Genomic DNA, 20040 nt, shown 5'->3' on the forward strand with positions numbered 1-20040 from the left:
ACCACCGTGGATTTCCGGACGCCCCAAGGGAGTCGAAGTGTCACTGACTAATGAAGACAAGCTCCGCAGCTATCTCAAGCGGGCCATCTCCGATCTGCAGCACACACGGGAGCGCCTGGCGGAGGTCGAGGCAGGGGAGCAGGAACCGATCGCGATCGTCGGCATGGCCTGCCGCTACCCCGGCGGCGTCGGCTCGCCGGAGGACCTGTGGCGGTTGGTGACGTCGGGAACCGACGCCATCTCGGCGTTCCCCGACAACCGCGGTTGGGACGTGGATGGCATGTTCCACCCGGACCCGGACCATCCTGGCACCACGTATGTCCGGGAAAGCGGATTCCTTTACGACGCTGCCGAGTTCGACCCTGCCTTCTTCGGGATCTCCCCCAGGGAGGCCATGGCAATGGACCCCCAGCACAGGCTGCTGCTGGAGACCTCGTGGGAAGCGCTGGAACGGGCGGGCATCGACCCGGCCTCGGTGCGGGGCAGCAGGACCGGTGTGTTCGCCGGGATGATGTACCACGACTACGCGGCCCGGCTGAGTGTCGTGCCGCAGGGCCTGGAGGGCTACCTCGGCAACGGCAGCGCGGGCAGCATCGCGTCCGGCCGGGTGGCCTACACCCTCGGCTTGGAGGGGCCTGCGGTCACGGTGGACACCGCCTGCTCGTCCTCGCTGGTCACCCTGCACCTGGCCGCGCAGTCGCTGCGCAAGGGCGAATGCACGCTGGCGCTGGCCGGTGGTGTCACCGTGATGTCCAGCCCCGGCTCGTTCATCGAGTTCAGCCGCCAGCGCGGGCTCTCCCCGGACGGCCGCTGCAAGGCGTTCTCCGCCGACGCCGACGGCACCGGCTGGGGCGAGGGAGTGGGGATGCTGCTCCTGGAGCGCCTGTCCGACGCGCGTCGCAACGGGCACCCGGTGCTGGCCGTGGTGCGTGGTTCCGCGGTCAACCAGGACGGCGCGTCGAACGGACTGACCGCGCCCAACGGCCCTGCGCAGCAGCGTGTCATCCAGCAGGCTCTGGAGAACGCCCGCCTGTCGGCACACCAGGTCGACGTGGTGGAGGCGCACGGCACCGGCACCCGGCTCGGTGATCCCATCGAGGCGCAGGCGCTGCTGGCCACGTACGGCCAGGACCGTGAACGGCCATTGTGGCTCGGCTCGTTGAAGTCCAACATCGGGCACACGCAGGCCGCGGCAGGCGTGGGCGGCGTGATCAAGATGGTCATGGCGCTACAGCACGGTGTGCTGCCGAAGACGCTGCATGTGGACGAGCCGACGTCCGAGGTCGACTGGTCTGCGGGCGCGGTGTCCCTGCTGACGGAGCAAATCAAGTGGCCGCAGACCGGGGAGCCACGGCGGGCCGCGGTGTCGTCGTTCGGCGTGAGCGGAACCAACGCGCACACGATCCTGGAGCAGGCGCCGCCAGTCGAAGAGACCGAGGTCGTGGAGTCGGCGGGTGTAGTGCCGTGGGTGGTGTCGGGTAAGAGTGAGGCTGCGTTGCGTGCGCAGGCGGCTCGGCTGTTGGCTTTTGTGGACTCCGCGGCGGGGTTGAGTCCGGCGGATGTGGGTTTGTCGTTGGCTGTGGGTCGTGCGGCTTTTGAGCATCGGGCTGCGGTGGTTGCGGCTGACGTGGCTGGCTTCCGTGCTGGTTTGGCCGCGTTGGCGGAGGCGGGTTCGGCGCCTGGTGTGGTGCAGGGTGTGGTTGGCGGCCGCAAGGTTGTCTTTGTCTTCCCTGGTCAGGGGTCGCAGTGGGTGGGTATGGCGGTGGGTCTGTTGGGCTCGTCGTCGGTGTTTGCGGAGTCGATGCGGGCGTGTGCGGGGGCGTTGGCGCCGTTTGTTGAGTGGTCGTTGCTGGATGTGTTGGGTGATGCGGCGGCGTTGGAGCGGGTTGATGTTGTTCAGCCTGTGTTGTTTGCGGTGATGGTGTCGCTGGCGGCGTTGTGGCGTTCGTATGGGGTGGAGCCTGCCGCTGTGGTGGGGCATTCGCAGGGTGAGATCGCGGCCGCATACGTGTCTGGTGCGTTGTCGTTGGAGGACGCGGCGCGGGTTGTGGCGTTGCGTAGTCGGGCGTTGCTGGCGTTGTCGGGCCGGGGTGGGATGGTGTCGGTCTCGCTGCCGGTCGCCGAGGTCGCTGGGCGTGTGGAGCGTTGGGGTGGTCGGGTCTCTGTTGCTGCGGTGAACGGGCCGGGCTCGGTGGTGGTCTCCGGTGATGTCGATGCGCTGGAGGAGTTGCTTGCCGAAGCGGAGGCGGACGGGGTTCGGGCGCGCCGGATTCCGGTGGATTATGCGTCGCATTCGGCGCATGTGGAGGAGATCCGCGACGAACTCCTGACGGTCCTGGCCGATATCACTCCGCGCACTTCCGAGGTGCCGTTCTACTCGACGGTGAGCGTGGAGCGGATCGACACCGTCTCGTTGGATGCTGAGTATTGGTACCGCAATCTGCGGCAGACGGTCCGGTTCGAGGAGACCGTTCGCCTGTTGGCGGAGCAGGGGCACCGGTTGTTCGTGGAGTCCAGCGCACACCCGGTACTGGCGATGGGCATCCAGGAAACGTCCGAGCAGGTAACGGCGATTGGCTCGTTGCGTCGTGATGAGGGCGGCCTGGACCGCTTCTTGCTGTCGCTGGCCGAGGCCCATGTGCACGGTGCCAGCGTCGACTGGCCGACGGTCTTCCCCGGCGCCCGCCGCGTCGACCTCCCGACATACGCCTTCCAACGCCAGCGCTACTGGCTGGACGCGGATGCCCCGGCGGCCGAAGTGTCGGTGGACCCAGCCGATGCGCGGTTCTGGGCGGCCGTGGAAGGCGAGGACCTTCGAGCGCTGACGGACGCACTTGACGTGCGCGGCGACGACGAGGCCGCACTCGAAGCGGTGCTCCCGGTGCTGTCGGCATGGCGCCGCACCCGCCGTGACAAGTCCACCGTGGACTCTTGGCGCTACCGGATCGGCTGGCAGCGACTGCCCGAACCGGCATCCCCTGTGCTGTCCGGGAACTGGCTGGTGGTGCACCCGGCAGACGGCGCCGGTCAGTGGGGCGCCGCAACGGTGGCGACCCTGGAAGCCGCGGGCGCCGACGTCACCAGCGTCGAGCTGAACGGTGAGGCCGAACGCGGGTCCATCGTCGAGCTGTTGAGCGGTGCCATGCCGGAAGGCGTGCTGTCCTTGCTGGCGCTGGATGGAAGCCCGGCGGGAGTGGCGAACACCGTTTCGCTGATCCAGGGGCTTGGCGACGCCGGGATCGACGCGCCGTTGTGGTGTGCGACCCGTGGTGCGGTGGGCGTCGCGGCCGAGGAGGGACCGGACAGTCCGGTGCAAGCCCAGGTGTGGGGTCTCGGCCGGGTGGCCGCCCTCGAACATCCGCAACGCTGGGGTGGCTTGATCGATCTGCCGGTGGACGCGGACGAACCGGCGCGGCGGCGACTGGTCGGAGTGCTCGCCGGACATGGCGGCGAGGACCAACTCGCCGTACGCCCTGCGGGGTTGTACGGGCGTAGGTTGGAGCACACCCCACTGGCCGATCGCGCCCCGGCAAGGACGTGGCGGCCGTCCGGCACCGTACTGGTCACCGGCGGCACCGGCCCGCTGGCCGCGCAGGCCGCACGATGGCTGGCCGGGAACGGCGCGGAACACGTGGTGCTGGCCGGCCCGGTCGAGGAAGGCGCGGCCGAACTGGAGGCCGAGCTGGTCAGCGCGGGCACTCGCGTGACAATCGTGCCCTGCGAGCCCGACGACCGCACAACGCTGGAGAATCTGCTGGCGACGCCGCCCACTGCGGTGGTGCACGCGCCGACCGTGCTCGACCAGGCGCCGCTGGCCGAGACCACTCCGGCCGAGTTCGCCGAGGTGGTCGCCGCCAAGGCGGCCATGGCGGCACAGCTGGACGATCTGCTGGACCAGCACGCCCCGGACGCGGTCGTCGTCTTCTTCTCCGCGGTGGCCGGGGTATGGGGCAGTGGCCGTCAGGGCGCGTACGCGGCGGGCAACGCCTACCTCGACGCGCTGGCCCAGCGTCGGCGTGCCCGTGGACTGCCGACGACCTCGGTGGCGTGGAGCCCATGGGACAGCGGCGAGGACACCGAGGACGCCTTCCTCAACTTCCTCCGCCGCCGCGGCCTGCGTGCCATCGCCCCTGACCTGGCGATGACCGCGCTGCAACAGGTTCTCGACCACGACGAGACCTTCGTCGCTCTCGCCGATGTGGATTGGGAGCGGTTCGTCGCCGGGTTCACCGCGGTACGGCCGAGCCCGCTGATCGGCGGGCTGCCCGAGGTGCGCCGAATACTGTCGGAAGAGGACGAGCCCGCAGGCGCTGAGGGCTCCCCGCTGGCCCAGCGACTGGTCGGCAAGACCGATCTCGAACGCGACCGGATCGTGCTGGAACTGGTGCGTGGCCACGTCGCCGCGGTACTGGGCCACGCCACGCCGGAAGCGGTCGAGGTCGGCCGGGCCTTCCTGGAACTCGGTTTCGACTCGCTGACCGCGGTCGACCTGCGCAACCGGCTGAACGCGGCGACCGGTCTGAAACTTCCGGCCACCTTGATCTTCGACTATCCGACGGCCACCGCCCTCGCCGACCACCTGAAGACCGAGGTGCTCGGTGCCCCGGCGACGGCTGCAAGCGTCCGGGCCGTCTCTGTGGTGGACGACGAACCGGTCGCCATCGTCGGAATGGCCTGCCGCTTTCCGGGCGGGGTCTCCTCGGAGGAGCAGCTATGGCAGTTGATCGCCGCGGGCACGGATGCCATCAGCGAGTTCCCCACTGACCGCGGGTGGGACCTCAACCAGCTGGTGGACCAGGACGGCGAGCGCGCTAGGACCTCCTATGTTGGGCACGGCGGCTTCCTGCACGACGCGGCGGAGTTCGATCCGGCGTTCTTCGGTATCTCGCCGCGTGAGGCGTTGGCGATGGACCCGCAGCACCGGTTGCTGCTGGAGACATCGTGGGAAGCCTTCGAACGGGCCGGAATCGACCCGGGCTCCTTGCGCGGACGGCCGGTTGGCGTCTTCGCGGGGACCAACGGCCAGCACTACGCCCCACTGCTCCAGGGCGCGCCGGAGAGCCTGGACGGCTATCTGGCGACCGGTAACGGTGCGAGTGTGTTGTCGGGCCGGGTTTCGTACACGTTCGGTCTCGAAGGCCCTGCGGTGACGGTGGACACGGCGTGTTCCTCGTCGTTGGTGGCGTTGCATCTGGCGGCGCAGGCGTTGCGGCAGGGTGAGTGTGAACTGGCGTTGGCCGGTGGTGTGACGGTGATGTCGACCCCGGACATGTTCCTTGAGTTCAGCCGTCAGAACGGGCTGGCTTCGGACGGACGTTCCAAGGCCTTTGCGGCGACGGCGGACGGCTTTGCTCTAGCCGAGGGCGTCGGGATGCTTTTGGTGGAGCGGTTGTCCGACGCGCGCCGCAATGGGCATCCGGTGTTGGCGGTGTTGCGTGGTTCGGCGGTGAATCAGGATGGTGCGTCGAACGGTTTGACGGCGCCGAATGGTCCTTCGCAGCAGCGGGTGATCCGCCAGGCGTTGGCGAACGCCGGGCTTGGTGCGTCGGATGTGGATGTGGTGGAGGCGCACGGCACCGGCACCTCCCTCGGTGACCCCATTGAGGCACAGGCGTTGCTGGCGACGTACGGCCAGGATCGTGAACGCCCGTTGTGGCTGGGATCGTTGAAGTCGAACATCGGGCACGCGCAGGCCGCCGCTGGTGTGGCCGGGGTGATGAAGATGGTCCTGGCGATGCGGCATGGTGTGCTGCCCAAGACACTGCATGTGGACGAGCCGACACCTCAGGTCGATTGGTCTACCGGTGCGGTGTCCTTGCTGACCGAGCAGGTTGAGTGGCCGGAGACGGGGCGGCTGCGGCGGGCTGCGGTGTCGTCGTTCGGGATCAGCGGGACGAACGCGCATGTGATCCTCGAAGAGGCGCCTGTTGTTGAGGCGGCCGGGGCCGAGGTGGGCGACGCGCCTGTCCCGTGGGTGGTGTCGGGTAAGAGTGAGGCTGCGTTGCGTGCGCAGGCGGCCCGGCTGTTGGCCTTTGTGGACTCTGCTTCGGGGTTGAGTCCAGCGGATGTGGGTTTGTCGTTGGCTGTGGGTCGTGCGGTTTTTGAGTATCGGGCTGCGGTGGTTGCGGCTGACGTGGCTGGCTTCCGTGCTGGTTTGGCCGCGTTGGCGGATGCGGGTGCGGCGCCGGGTGTGGTGCAGGGTGTGGCTGGTGCCGGTGACCGTGCGGTGTTTGTGTTTCCGGGTCAGGGTTCGCAGTGGGTGGGTATGGCGGTGGGTCTGTTGGGCTCGTCGTCGGTGTTTGCGGAGTCGATGCGGGCGTGTGCGGGGGCGTTGGCGCCGTTTGTTGAGTGGTCGTTGCTGGATGTGTTGGGTGATGCGGCGGCGTTGGAGCGGGTTGATGTTGTTCAGCCTGTGTTGTTTGCGGTGATGGTGTCGCTGGCGGCGTTGTGGCGTTCGTATGGGGTGGAGCCTGCCGCTGTGGTGGGGCATTCGCAGGGTGAGATCGCGGCCGCATACGTGTCTGGTGCGTTGTCGTTGGAGGACGCGGCGCGGGTTGTGGCGTTGCGTAGTAAGGCGTTGCTGGCGTTGTCGGGCCGGGGTGGGATGGTGTCGGTCTCGCTGCCGGTCGCCGAGGTCGCTGAGCGTGTGGAGCGTTGGGGTGGTCGGGTTTCTGTTGCTGCGGTGAACGGGCCGGGCTCGGTGGTGGTCTCCGGTGATGTCGATGCCCTTGATGAACTGCTCGCCGAGTGTGAGGGGTTGGGGGTTCGGGCGCGTCGGATTCCTGTGGATTATGCGTCGCATTCGGCGCATGTGGAGGAGATCCGCGACGAACTCCTGACCGTCCTGGCCGATATCACTCCGCGTACTTCCGAGGTGCCGTTCTACTCCACGGTGAGCGTCGAGCGGATCGACACCCGTGTGCTGGATGCCGACTACTGGTACCGCAACCTGCGCCAGACGGTCCGGTTCGAGGAGACCGTTCGCTTGCTGGCGGAGCAGGGGCACCGGTTGTTCGTGGAGTCCAGCGCACACCCGGTACTGACCGTCGGCATCCAGGAGACATCGGAAGAGCTCGTGGCCCTGGGTTCGTTGCGTCGTGATGAGGGCGGCCTGGACCGCTTCTTGCTGTCGCTGGCCGAGGCTCATGTGCACGGTGCCAGCGTCGACTGGCCGACCGTCTTCCCCGGCGCCCGCCGTACCGACCTCCCGACATACGCCTTCCAACGCCAGCGCTACTGGCTCGACGCCCCCGCGACGGCTAGCGACGTGGCCTCGGCGGGCCTGGGCTCCGCGGACCATCCGCTGCTGGGAGCCGCCGTGGAGCTACCGGACTCCGACGGGCTGGTGTTCACCGGCAGGCTGTCCCTGGCCACCCATCCGTGGCTCGCCGATCACGCGGTGATGGGCTCGACTCTGCTACCGGGCACCGCCTTCGTGGAGCTGGCGATACGCGCCGGTGACCAGGTCGGCTGCGCCCACCTGGAGGAACTGACCCTGGAAGCGCCGCTGGTGCTGCCGGAACGCGACGGTCGCCAACTCCGGCTTTCCGTGGGCGAGTCGGACGGGTCCGGGCGACGCACGTTGGGCATCCACTCGCGGCCCGAGGAAGGCGGCGCGTGGGTGCGGCATGCCAGCGGAGTGCTGGCCGTGGATGTCCCGGCGGCCCCTGCCGACTTCGGCGGTGTCTGGCCTCCCGCGGGTGCCGTGCCGATCGAACTCGATGACCTGTACGACCGACTGGCTGGCACCGGCTACCACTACGGCCCGGTGTTCCAGGGCCTGCGCGCGGCCTGGCGGCAGGGTGACGAGGTCTTCGCGGAGGTCGCGCTGCTCGAGGAACGTCGGTCTGACGCGGGCAGGTTCGGCCTGCACCCGGCGCTGTTGGACGCCGCTGTGCAGGCGGTCGGCTTGGGCGGCTTCCTTGGCGAGTCCGGCCAAAGCAGGCTCCCGTTCCTGTGGAGTGGGGTGTCGCTGCGGGCTGTCGGCGCCGCCGCGTTGCGGGTACGGATCTCGCCCAGCGGCGAGGATTCGGTGTCCCTCGCCGTGATGGACACGCTCGGCCAGCCGGTGGCGGAGGTGGACTCCCTGGTGCTGCGGCCGGTCACCGCCGAGCAGTTGCGTGCCGCGGGGGAGGTCCGGCATGACTCGCTGTTCCGGGTCGACTGGGCCGTCGTACCGGCGCTGCCCGCAGTCGCCGAGGACCGATGGGGCGTGCTCGGCGCGGACCAGGAGAAGTTCGGCGCCGCCCTGGAGGCCGCCGCGCTTCAGGTGGACGCATTCGCCGACCTGGCCGCGTTCGACGCGGCGCCGGTGCCCGCCGTGGTGCTCGCGCCGTGCACCGTCGACTCCGTCACGGACGCCGCCGACACGGCTTCGGCTGTGCGCCTGGCGACACACAAGGTGCTGGGGCTGGTCCAACGGTGGCTTGCCGACGAGCGGTTCGCGCAGTCGCGCCTGGTGCTGGTGACCCGCGGAGCGGTGGCCACCCGCCCTGGTGAGGACGTGCCCGACCTGGCGCACGCCGCGGTCTGGGGACTGATCCGGTCCGCGCAGGCCGAGCATCCGGACCGGCTGGTGCTGCTGGACCTCGACGAGCACGATGCCTCCTACCAGGCGCTTGCGGCCGCGCTGGGCACCGATGAGCCACAACTGGCGGTGCGCGAGGGCAGGCTGTACGCACCCCGGTTGGCCAGGGCCGTGGCCTCCGACGGCGTGCCGCGTGCGTTGGATCCTGCTGGCACCGCGCTGATCACCGGTGCCACCGGTGCGCTCGGCGGGCTGGTGGCCCGGCATCTGGTCGCCGAACACGGCGTCCGGCGGCTGGTGTTGGCCGGTCGGCGGGGCATGGACGCGCCCGGTGCGGCCGAGTTGTGCGCCGAGCTGACCGAGCTGGGCGCGACAGTCACGATGGCCGCGTGCGATGCGGCCGACCGGGACCAACTCGCCGCGCTGGTCGCGAACATTCCTGAGGCGCATCCGCTGACCGCGGTGGTGCATGCCGCCGGGGTGCTGGACGACGGCATGATCGAGTCGCTGACTCCGGAGCGGGTCGACGCGGTACTGCGGCCGAAGGTGGACGCGGCTCTGCACCTGCACGAGCTGACCGAGGACATGGACCTGGCCGCGTTCATGCTGTTCTCCTCGGCGGCTTCGACTTTCGGTGGCCCGGGGCAGGGCAACTACGCGGCGGCTAACGCGTTCCTGGACGGGCTCGCCCAGCGTCGCCGGGCGAGCGGGCTGGCGGCCAGTTCGTTGGCCTGGGGCCTGTGGGCGCAGCGCGGTGCGATGACCGCCCACCTCGCGGACGAGCAGATCGACCGGCTCGAACGCGGCGGCATGGCCGCACTGTCCACGGCCGAGGGCCTGGCCCTGTTCGACGCCGCCATCGGCTTGGACGAGGCCCTGCTCGTGCCGGTGCGGCTGACACCGGCGGCGCTGCGGGCCACCGACGCCGTGCCCGCGCTGCTGCGTGGACTGGTGCGCGCCCCCGCACGGCGGACCGTCGACGCCGGTTCCGTACCGGACGCGGCCTCGCTGCGCCAGCGGCTCGGCGGCCTGGCGGAAGCCGAACGCGACCGGGTGCTGACCGACCTGGTGCGTGGCCAGGTGGCCGCGGTGCTGGGCCACGCCTCGCCAGACGCCATCGACGCCGGGCGCGGGTTCCTTGAGCTGGGTCTGGACTCGCTGACCGCGGTGGAGCTGCGGAACCGGCTGAACGTGGCGACCGGGCTGCGGCTGCCCGCAACGCTGGTGTTCGACTATCCGACGCCGGTTGCCCTCACCCGCTACCTGGCCGCGGAGATCGTGCCGGACACGGCGAACTCGGCCGCGCCGCTCCTCGCCGAACTGGCCAGACTCCAGGGCGAGTTGGCCGCGTTCACCGCGAACGACGAGGCCCGCGGTCAGATCACGGTCCGGCTCAAGGCGCTGATGGCCAGCTGGACCGACGGCGGCGAGCCCGATGCCGAGGCGGAGGCCGATCTGGACACCGCCACCGACGACGAGATGTTCGACCTCATTGGCAAGGAGTTCGGGATTTCTTGATCAACGGCGAATCCGGAACTTCCCCAGGAAAGGAACTATCTATGTCCAATGAGGACAAACTCCGTCACTTCCTCAAGCAGGTGACCGCGGACCTGCGGCAGACCAAGCAGCGCCTGCGCGAGGTCGAGGACGCCGCGGTCGAGCCGATCGCCATCGTCGGCATGAGCTGCCGCTACCCGGGCGGCATCAACTCGCCCGAGGACCTGTGGCGGTTGGTGGCCGACGGTGGCGACGCCATCTCCTCGTTCCCGCCGGACCGTGGCTGGGACGTCGACGACCTGTACGACGTGGATCCCGACAGCGCGGGCAAGTCGTACACCCGGCAGGGTGGGTTCCTGCATGACGCGAGTGAGTTCGACCCGGCGTTCTTCGAGATCTCGCCGCGCGAGGCGCTGGCGATGGACCCGCAGCAGCGGTTGCTGCTGGAGGCGTCCTGGGAGGCATTCGAGCGTGCGGGCATCGACCCCGCAACGGTACGGGGCAGCAGGACCGGCGTGTTCGCCGGGGTGATCTACCACGACTACGCGACTCGACTGGTCGATCTGCCGGAGGGCGTCGAGGGCTACATAGGCACCGGCAACTCGGGCAGCGTCGCGTCCGGACGCATCGCCTACACCCTCGGCCTGGAGGGGCCAGCGGTCACCATCGACACCGCCTGCTCGTCCTCGCTGGTGGCGTTGCACCTGGCCTGCGAGTCGCTGCGCAAGGGGGAGTGCACACTGGCGCTGGCCGGAGGCGCCACGATCATGGCCACCCCAGCGATCTTCGTGGAGTTCAGCCGCCAGCGCGGTCTCGCGGCGGACGGGCGGTGTAAGGCCTTCGCGGACGCGGCCGACGGCACCGGCTGGGGCGAAGGTGTCGGCATGCTGCTGGTGGAGCGGTTGTCCGACGCCCAGCGCAACGGGCATCCGGTGCTGGCCGTGGTGCGCGGCACCGCGGTGAACCAGGACGGTGCGAGCAGCGGCCTGACCGCGCCCAACGGCCCCGCGCAGCAGCGAGTGATCCGCCAGGCGCTGCTGAACGCCCAACTCACCGCCGAGCAAGTAGACGTGGTGGAGGCGCACGGCACCGGCACCCGGCTCGGTGATCCCATCGAGGCGCAGGCGCTGCTGGCCACGTACGGCCAGGATCGGCCCGTCGAGCGGCCGTTGCTGCTCGGCGCGGTCAAGTCGAACATCGGTCACACCCAGGCCGCCGCCGGTGTGGCCGGTGTGATCAAGATGGTGCAGGCGATGCGACACGGTGTGCTGCCGAAGACGTTGCACGTGGACGAGCCGTCCCGGCAGGTCGACTGGTCCGCCGGGGCGGTCTCGCTGCTCACCGAGCCCACCGAGTGGCCGCGGACCGGCGAGCCACGCCGCGCGGGTGTGTCCTCGTTCGGGGTGAGCGGCACCAATGCGCACGCCATTCTGGAGCAGGCGCCGCCAGTCGAAGAGGTCGACTCTGTGGAGTCGGCGGGTGTGATGCCGTGGGTGCTCTCCGCCAAGACCGAGCAGGCGTTGCGTGCGCAGGCGGCACGGCTGTTGGCGTTCGTGGACTCGACGCCGGAGTTGAGGCCCGCGGACGTGGGGCACTCGCTGGTCGCATCGCGATCCAGGTTCGAGTACCGCGCTGCGGTGGTTGCGGCTGACGTGGCTGGCTTCCGTGCTGGTTTGGCCGCGTTGGCGGAGGCGGGTGCGGCGCCGGGTGTGGTGCAGGGTGTGGCTGGTGCCGGTGACCGTGCGGTGTTTGTGTTTCCGGGTCAGGGTTCGCAGTGGGTGGGTATGGCGGTGGGTCTGTTGGGCTCGTCGTCGGTGTTTGCGGAGTCGATGCGGGCGTGTGCGGGGGCGTTGGCGCCGTTTGTTGAGTGGTCGTTGCTGGATGTGTTGGGTGATGCGGCGGCGTTGGAGCGGGTTGATGTTGTTCAGCCTGTGTTGTTTGCGGTGATGGTGTCGCTGGCGGCGTTGTGGCGTTCGTATGGGGTGGAGCCTGCCGCTGTGGTGGGGCATTCGCAGGGTGAGATCGCGGCCGCGTACGTGTCTGGTGCGTTGTCGTTGGAGGACGCGGCGCGGGTTGTGGCGTTGCGTAGCAAGGCGTTGCTGGCGTTGTCGGGCCGGGGTGGGATGGTGTCGGTCTCGCTGCCGGTCGCCGAGGTTACTGGGCGTGTGGAGCGTTGGGGTGGTCGGATTTCTGTTGCTGCGGTGAACGGGCCGGGCTCGGTGGTGGTCTCCGGTGATGTCGATGCCCTTGATGAACTGCTCGCCGAGTGTGAGGGGTTGGGGGTTCGGGCGCGCCGGATTCCGGTGGATTATGCGTCGCATTCGGCGCATGTGGAGGAGATCCGCGACGAACTCCTGACGGTCCTGGCCGATATCACTCCGCGCACTTCCGAGGTGCCGTTCTACTCGACGGTGAGCGTGGAGCGGATCGACACCCGTGTGCTGGATGCCGACTACTGGTACCGCAATCTGCGGCAGACGGTCCGGTTCGAGGAGACCGTTCGCCTGTTGGCGGAGCAGGGGCACCGGTTGTTCGTGGAGTCCAGCGCACACCCGGTACTGACCATGGGTATCCAGGAAACATCGGAAGAGCTCGTGGCCCTGGGTTCGTTGCGTCGTGATGAGGGCGGCCTGGACCGCTTCCTGCTGTCGCTGGCCGAGGCCCATGTGCACGGTGCCAGCGTCGACTGGCCGACCGTCTTCCCCGGCGCCCGCCGCGTCGACCTTCCGACATACGCGTTCCAACGCCAGCGCTACTGGCTGGAGGCAGTTGCCCCGGAGGCGGGGGCCGCCGTGGATCCGGTGGATGCGCAGTTCTGGGATGCCGTTGAGCGGGAGAACCTGGAAGCCCTGGCTAGCGCACTCAATGTGGACGGCGACGCTCCACTGAGCGCGGTGCTGCCTGCCATGTCCGCATGGCGCCGCAACCGTCGGGACCAGTCCACCGTGGAGTCCTGGCGCTACCGGGAGAGTTGGCAGCCGCTGACCGGCCCGTTGCGGCAACAGCTGGACGGTACGTGGCTGCTGGTCGCACCGGCCGGGGACGAACTCGTGGACACGGTGGCCGGAGCGCTGAGCGGGCACGGCGCGAAGGTCACCCTCCTGACCGTGGACGAGCGGTCCGACCGGCAGATACTGGCCGACCAACTGCGCGTGATCGCCGCGGAGGGCGCACCGACGGGAGTGCTGTCGCTGCTGGCCGACCGGGTGGACACCGTACTGGCGCTGGTGCAGGCGCTGGGGGACAGCGACATCGAGGCGCCGCTGTGGTGTGCCACTCAAGGCGCGGTCTCGACCGGTTCCTCGGACCGGGTGACCAGCCCGTTGCAGGCCGCGGTATGGGGCCTCGGCCGGGTCGCCGCACTCGAACGCCCGCAGCGCTGGGGCGGTTTGGTCGACCTGCCCGAGGTACTTGATGAGCGGGCGCTCGGCCGGTTGGCCGGAGTGCTGTGCGGCGCCGGTGACGAGGACCAGCTGGCCGTGCGCGGTTCGGGCGTGTTCGTACGTCGCCTGGTTCGCGCCCGCGCCGGGACGGTTGCGGGGCGGGCCTGGAAGCCGCGTGGCACGACGCTGATCACCGGCGGTACCGGTGCGTTGGGCGGCCACGTCGCGCGATGGCTGGCCAGTAGTGGTGCCGAGCATCTGGTGTTGCTGAGCCGTCGTGGCCGCGCCGCCGAGGGGGCCGCGGAACTTGAGGCCGAGCTGACCGGGCTCGGTGCCAAGGTGACCATCGCGGCCTGCGATGTCACCGACAAGGCCGTGCTCGCCTCCGTGATCCAGGCGGCCGGAGAGGTCGCGCCGATCCGGGCGGTGGTACACGCGGCTGGGGTGCTGGACTCGGGTGTGCTCGAAGCGCTCACCCCGGAACGGCTGGACGCGGTGCTGCGGCCCAAGATCCGGGGCGCGCTGAACCTGGACGAACTCACCGAGGATCTCGACGCTTTCGTCCTGTTCTCCTCGTTCGCCAGCACGCTGGGTGCGGCCGGGCAGGGCAACTACGCTGCGGCCAATGCGGCGTTGGAGGCGCTGGCGCAGCGCCGCCGGGCCGCCGGGCTGTCGGCGACCGCGATCGCCTGGGGGCCGTGGGCGGACGGCGGGATGGCCGATGACGCGGCGGTCGGTGCCCGGCTGCGCCGTGGTGGGCTGCCAGTGATGGCGCCCGCGATGGCGATCGCCGCGCTGCAACAGGCGCTGGATCATGATGAGACGCTGCTCGCGGTCGCCGATGTGGACTGGACCAGGTTCGCGCCCGGATTCACCGCCGCCCGGCCCAACCCGCTCATCGGTGACCTGCCGGAAGTCCGGGCACTCGCCGACGCGCGAATCGAGACCGGTACAGGCGATTCCGTCCTGCGTGCCCGGTTGTCCGGCATGTCTGAGGCCGAGCGGCGACGCGCCGTACTGGAGTTGGTGCGCGGCCATGTCGCTGCCGTGCTCGGGCACGGTCCGGACGAGCTGGTCGCCGCTGACCGCGCGTTCCGCGAGCTGGGCTTCGATTCACTGACCGCGGTGGACCTGCGCAACCGGCTGGCCGCCGCGACCGGGCTGAAGCTGCCGACGACGCTGGTCTTCGACTACCCGACCCCCTCGGCGCTCACCGATTTCCTGCTGGCCGAGGTGGGCGAGGCGGCCGGGACACAGGCGATCGTGCTGACCTCGGCGCCGTCAGCCACCGCACTTGGTGACGACGAGCCGATCGCCATCGTCGGAATGGCCTGCCGCTTCCCTGGCGGGGTGCGAACTCCCGACGAGTTGTGGCGACTGGTGGCCGACGGCGAGGACGCGATCTCCCTGGTGCCGATGGATCGCGGCTGGGACATCGACGGCCTGTTCGGCGACGGACAGTCGGGCACCTCGTACACCCGCGAGGGCGGGTTCCTCTACGACGTGGCCGAGTTCGACCCGACGTTCTTCGGAATCTCGCCGCGCGAGGCGCTGTCCATGGATCCGCAGCACCGACTGTTGCTGGAGGCCTCCTGGGAAGCCTTCGAACGTGCGGGCATCGATCCGTCCACATTGCGCGGCAGCCGGACCGGAGTGTTCGCGGGAGCGAACGGCCAGGACTACGCGGCACTGCTGATGTCCACCCCCGACGCCGCCGACGGCTATCTGCTGACCGGCAACGCGGGCAGTGTGGTGTCCGGTCGGATCTCCTACACGTTCGGCCTTGAAGGCCCTGCGGTGACGGTCGACACGGCGTGTTCCTCGTCGTTGGTGGCCTTGCACCTGGCCTGCCAGTCGCTGCGGCAGGGCGAGTCCACGTTGGCGCTGGCCGGTGGGGTGACGGTGATGTCGACCCCCGGGATGTTCGTCGAGTTCAGCCGCCAGCGTGGGTTGGCCGCGGACGGGCGCTGCAAGTCGTTCGCCGCCGCAGCGGACGGCACCAGCTGGGGTGAAGGCGTCGGCGTCCTCGTGGTGGAGCGGCTGTCCGACGCCCGCCGCAACGGGCACCCGGTGCTGGCCGTGGTGCGTGGCTCCGCGGTGAACCAGGACGGTGCGAGCAACGGGCTGACCGCGCCCAACGGCCCCTCGCAACAGCGGGTGATCCGGCAGGCGCTGCACAGCGCCCGCCTGTCGGCCGGGCAGGTCGACGTGGTGGAGGCGCACGGCACCGGCACGGTGCTCGGTGACCCGATCGAGGCGCAGGCGTTGCTGGCCACGTACGGCCAGGAGCGGCCTGCCGAGCGGCCGTTGCTGCTTGGTTCGCTGAAGTCGAACATCGGGCACACCCAGGCCGCCGCCGGTGTGGCAGGCGTGATCAAGATGGTGCAGGCGATGCGGCACGGCCTGGTGCCCAAGACATTGCACGTGGACCGGCCGACCTCCGAAGTCGACTGGTCGGCGGGCGCGGTCTCGCTGGTCACCGAGGCGACGCCATGGCCGGAGACCGGCGAACCGCGCCGGGCCGGGGTGTCGTCGTTCGGCATCAGCGGTACCAACGCGCACGTCATCATCGAGCAGCCAACGACCACAGTCGAAACGGTCGTTGAGGCGGCGTCTCCTGCTGATGTGGTGCCGTGGGTGGTGTCGGGTAGGAGTGAGGCTGCGTTGCGTGGGCAGGCGGCGCGGTTGGTGTCGTTCGTGGACTCTTCGCCGGGGTTGGGCCTGGTTGATGTGGGTTTCTCGTTGGCGACGACGCGTGCCGCGTTGGGGCATCGCGCGGTTGTTGTGGCGCGGGATGCTTCCGGGTTCCGTGAGGGGCTTGTCGCGTTGGCTTCGGGCGAGGTGGCGCCTGGGGTGGTGCGTGATGTGGTGTCCGAGGGCCGGTTGGCGTTCTTGTTCAGCGGTCAGGGGTCGCAGCGGGTGGGGATGGGGCGTGAGTTGTATGCGGCCTATCCGGTGTTCGCGGATGCGTTTGATGCGGTGTGTGCGCGGTTTGATGCCGAGCTGGCTCGTCCGTTGCGGGAGGTGGTGTTCGGGGACGATGCGGGGTTGCTGGATCAGACGGCGTATACGCAGCCTGCGTTGTTCGCGGTTGAGGTGGCGTTGTTCCGGTTGGTGGAGTCGTGGGGGCTGCGGCCGGATTTCCTGGCTGGGCATTCGGTTGGTGAGTTGGTGGCGGCGCATGTGGCGGGTGTGTTGTCGCTGGGGGATGCGTGTGTGTTGGTGGCGGCTCGTGGCCGGTTGATGCAGGAGCTGCCTTCGGGTGGTGTGATGGTGGCGGTGCAGGCGGCGGAGGATGAGGTTGCGCCGCTGCTGGTTGAGGGTGTGAGCATTGCCGCGGTCAACGGGCCGATGTCGGTGGTGGTCGCGGGGGATGAGCCCAAGGTCTTGCAGATCGCTTCCGTCTTTGAGGGGCGGGGTCGTAAGGCCAAGCGGTTGCCGGTGAGTCATGCGTTTCATTCGCCGCATATGGACGGCATGTTGGAGGCCTTCGGTGCGGTGGCGGCGGGGTTGTCGTATCAGGCGCCGCGGATCCCGATCGTCTCCAACCTGACCGGTGCTGTGGTCGGTGTCGAGGAGATCGGTACTGCGGAGTTTTGGGTTCGCCATGTCCGCGAGACGGTGCGTTTCGCTGATGGCATTGCGGAGTTGGAGGCCCAGGGTGTCGCGACGTTCATGGAGCTGGGTCCTGATGGTGCGTTGAGTGCGCTGGTGCGGGAGTGTTGCGCCGGGGATGGTGTGGCGGCGGTGGCGGCTTTGCGTAAGGGCCGTGGTGAGGTCCGCTCGTTGCTGGCTGCGGTTGGCGCGGCGTTCGTGCGTGGTGTGGTGGTGGATTGGGCGCGGGCGTTGGGGGGTGGTCGGCGGGTTGATCTGCCGACGTATGCCTTCCAGCGGGAGCGGTACTGGCCGGATGTTCCGGTGGGGAACGCTGCGGTGCTGGAGGACTCGGTGGATGCCGGGTTCTGGGATGCGGTGGAGCAGGAGAGTTTGGCGGAGGCGTTGTCGGTTGATCCGGACGCTCCGTTGAGTGCGGTGCTGCCTGCCATGTCGGCGTGGCGCAAGGCCCGTCGGGAGAAGTCCACGGTGGACTCCTGGCGGTACCAGGTGACTTGGCAGCCGGTGGATGCGTCGGCGATCGCTTCACTGTCCGGCCGCTGGCTGGTGGTACTGCCCACCGAGGAGCAGGAGTTCACCGCCTCCGTGGTACACGCTCTGGCCGAGCGCGGCGCCGAAACGATCCGCGTCGAGCTGCGCACCACCTATGTCGACCGAGAGCGGCTCGCCGAACGGCTACGCACCGCCGTGGGGGAGGACGCCCCGGCCGGAGTGCTGTCGCTGCTCGCGGTGACCGGGACGGTGCAGCCCAGCCTGGCGCTGCTGCAGGCCCTCGGCGACAACGGGTGGGACGCGCCGCTGTGGTGCCTGACCCGTGGCGCGGTCGCCGTCGGTGGCGCGGAGCGGCTGGCGGATCCGGCGCAGGCGCAGGTGTGGGGGCTCGGCCGGGTGGCCGCGCTGGAACACCCGCAGCGCTGGGGCGGATTGGTGGACCTACCCGGCGTGCTGGACGACCGGGCGCTGGACCGGTTGGTCGCCGTTCTGGCCGGAACCGATGAGGACCAGCTGGCGATCCGCCCGTCCGGGGTTTTCGCCCGCAGGCTGCGACGTGCCACCGCGGCACCGGCTGAGGCGTGGCGGCCGACCGGCACCGTCCTGGTGACCGGTGGTACCGGCGCGCTGGGTGCCCAGGTCGCGCGCTGGCTGGCCGGGAACGGAGCCGAGCACTTGGCGCTGATCAGCCGCCAGGGCGAAAGCGCCCCCGGCGCCGCGGAGCTGGCTGCGGAGCTGACCGGGCTCGGCATCGACATCACCGTCGCGTCCTGCGATGCGGCGGACCCCGGCGCCTTGCGCGCGCTGCTCGCCGGGCTGAGCGGCCCACCGCTGACCGCGGTGGTGCACGCCGCCGGTGTGCTGGAGCCGGAGCTGCTGGACTCGCTCACCGCCGAGCAGCTGGCCCGGGTGCTGCGGCCCAAGGTGGACGCGACGCGGAACCTGCACGAGCTGACCCGCGACCGCGGCCTGTCTGCTTTCGTACTGTTCTCGTCGTTCGCCAGCACGGTCGGCGCGGCGGGCCAGGGCAACTACGCCGCGGCGAACGCGTACTTGGATGCGTTGGCCGAGCAGCGTAGGGCGGACGGGCTGGCGGCCACGTCGATCTCCTGGGGGCCGTGGGCCGAGGCGGGCATGGCCGCGGACGGAGCGCACGAGGAGCGGCTGCGCCGTGGCGGACTGCCCGCGATGTCTCCGCAACTGGCGCTGGTCGGGCTACGGGAGGCGGTGGGGCGGACCGATCCGGCCGTCGTCATCGCGGACGTCGACTGGGCGGCCTTCGGCCCGGCGTTCACCGCACTGCGGCCGAGTCCGCTGCTCGACGGGCTGCTGCCGACCCGGCCGGTGGACGCCGCGGAGCCGGTGTCGGACGGTGTGCCGCTGGTCGAGCGCCTGGCGGGGTTGTCCGAAGCCGAACGGAGCCAAGCACTGGGCGAGGTGGTGCGCACCGAGGTGGCCGCTGTGCTCGGTTACCCGTCCGCTGATCGGGTCCAGCCGGATCAGGCGTTCTTGGAGCTGGGCTTCGACTCGCTCACCGCGGTCGAACTCCGCAACCGGATCGCCGCCGCCACCGGTCTCACGCTCCCCGCGACCCTGACCTTCGACCACCCCACCCTCGGTGCGCTGGCGGACTTCCTGCGCGCCCAACTGGCCGGGATCGGGGCCGAGGTGGCGAGGCCGGGAGGCGGGGCACCCGGGTTCCTCGGGACGCTGTACCGGCAGTCGGTGGAGCAGGGCACGCTCTCCGACTTCGTCACGCTGCTGGCGGACGCGGCCCGGTTCCGGCCGAGGTTCGACGCGACGTCGGCGCTGCGGCCGCCGACGCTGGTACGGCTGGCGGAAGGACCCGCGGAGCCGGAGCTGATCTGCTGTAGTGGTACCGCGGCCATCGCCGGGCCGCATGAGTTCGCCAGGTTCGCCTCGGCGATGCGCGGTGTGCGGGACGTCTCCGCGCTGCCGTTGCCCGGCTACGGCAGGGACGAACCGCTGCCCGCGAGCCTTGAGGACGCGCTGCGCCTACAGGCGGAGGCGGTGCGCGAGCACACCGGTGGCAGGCCGTTCGTGCTGTTCGGGCACTCCGGCGGGGCGACCATGGCCAACGCGCTCGCCTGCCACCTGGAGGAGACCGGCACCGCCCCGGCCGCGGTGGTGCTGGCCGACATCTACTCGACGGACGATCTGGAACTGCTCGTGGAATGGCAGCAGGACCTGGCACGGTGGACGTTCGAACGGGAGTCGATGTATGTGCCCATGGACGACTTCCGACTCACCGCGATGGGCGCGTACGACCAATTCCTGGCCACCAGGAAGCGGTTCGCAACAAAGGCGCCCACGCTGCTGGTCCGGGCCAGCGAGCCGATGGCCGAATGGTCCGGAGAACGTGACTGGCGATCGTCCTGGGACTTCGCTCACACAACGGTGGATGTGCCAGGAAACCACTTCACCATGATGGCGGAGTACGCTAGCGTGACAGCGGGGTCGATTAACCAGTGGTTGGCGGAATCCGTATGATGGGTCGTCCGTTCC

General features: G+C 69.8%; 2 protein-coding genes. Both read left to right on the forward strand.

All coding sequences use genetic code 11. From position 1 onward, the window contains the following. The first annotated feature begins 37 nt into the window (after positions 1-37). A complete protein-coding gene (locus NON19_RS15550; RefSeq protein WP_443729340.1) occupies positions 38-10045 on the forward strand; it encodes a type I polyketide synthase in 10008 nt (3335 codons plus the stop codon). A gap of 41 nt (positions 10046-10086) precedes the next feature. Then, the gene (locus NON19_RS15555; RefSeq protein WP_255928461.1) at positions 10087-20025 is read left to right on the forward strand and encodes a type I polyketide synthase; all 9939 of its coding nucleotides are present in this window, start codon (positions 10087-10089) and stop codon (positions 20023-20025) included. The last annotated feature ends 15 nt before the right edge of the window (positions 20026-20040 follow it).

It is taken from the genome of Streptantibioticus rubrisoli (assembly GCF_024436055.1).
Lineage (GTDB): Bacteria > Actinomycetota > Actinomycetes > Streptomycetales > Streptomycetaceae > Streptantibioticus_A > Streptantibioticus_A rubrisoli.

Bases quoted from the DNA above. Each gene is read 5' to 3' on its own strand.
- NON19_RS15555 (WP_255928461.1), top strand. From the start codon at position 10,087: ATGTCCAATGAGGACAAACTCCGTCACTTCCTCAAGCAGGTGACCGCG.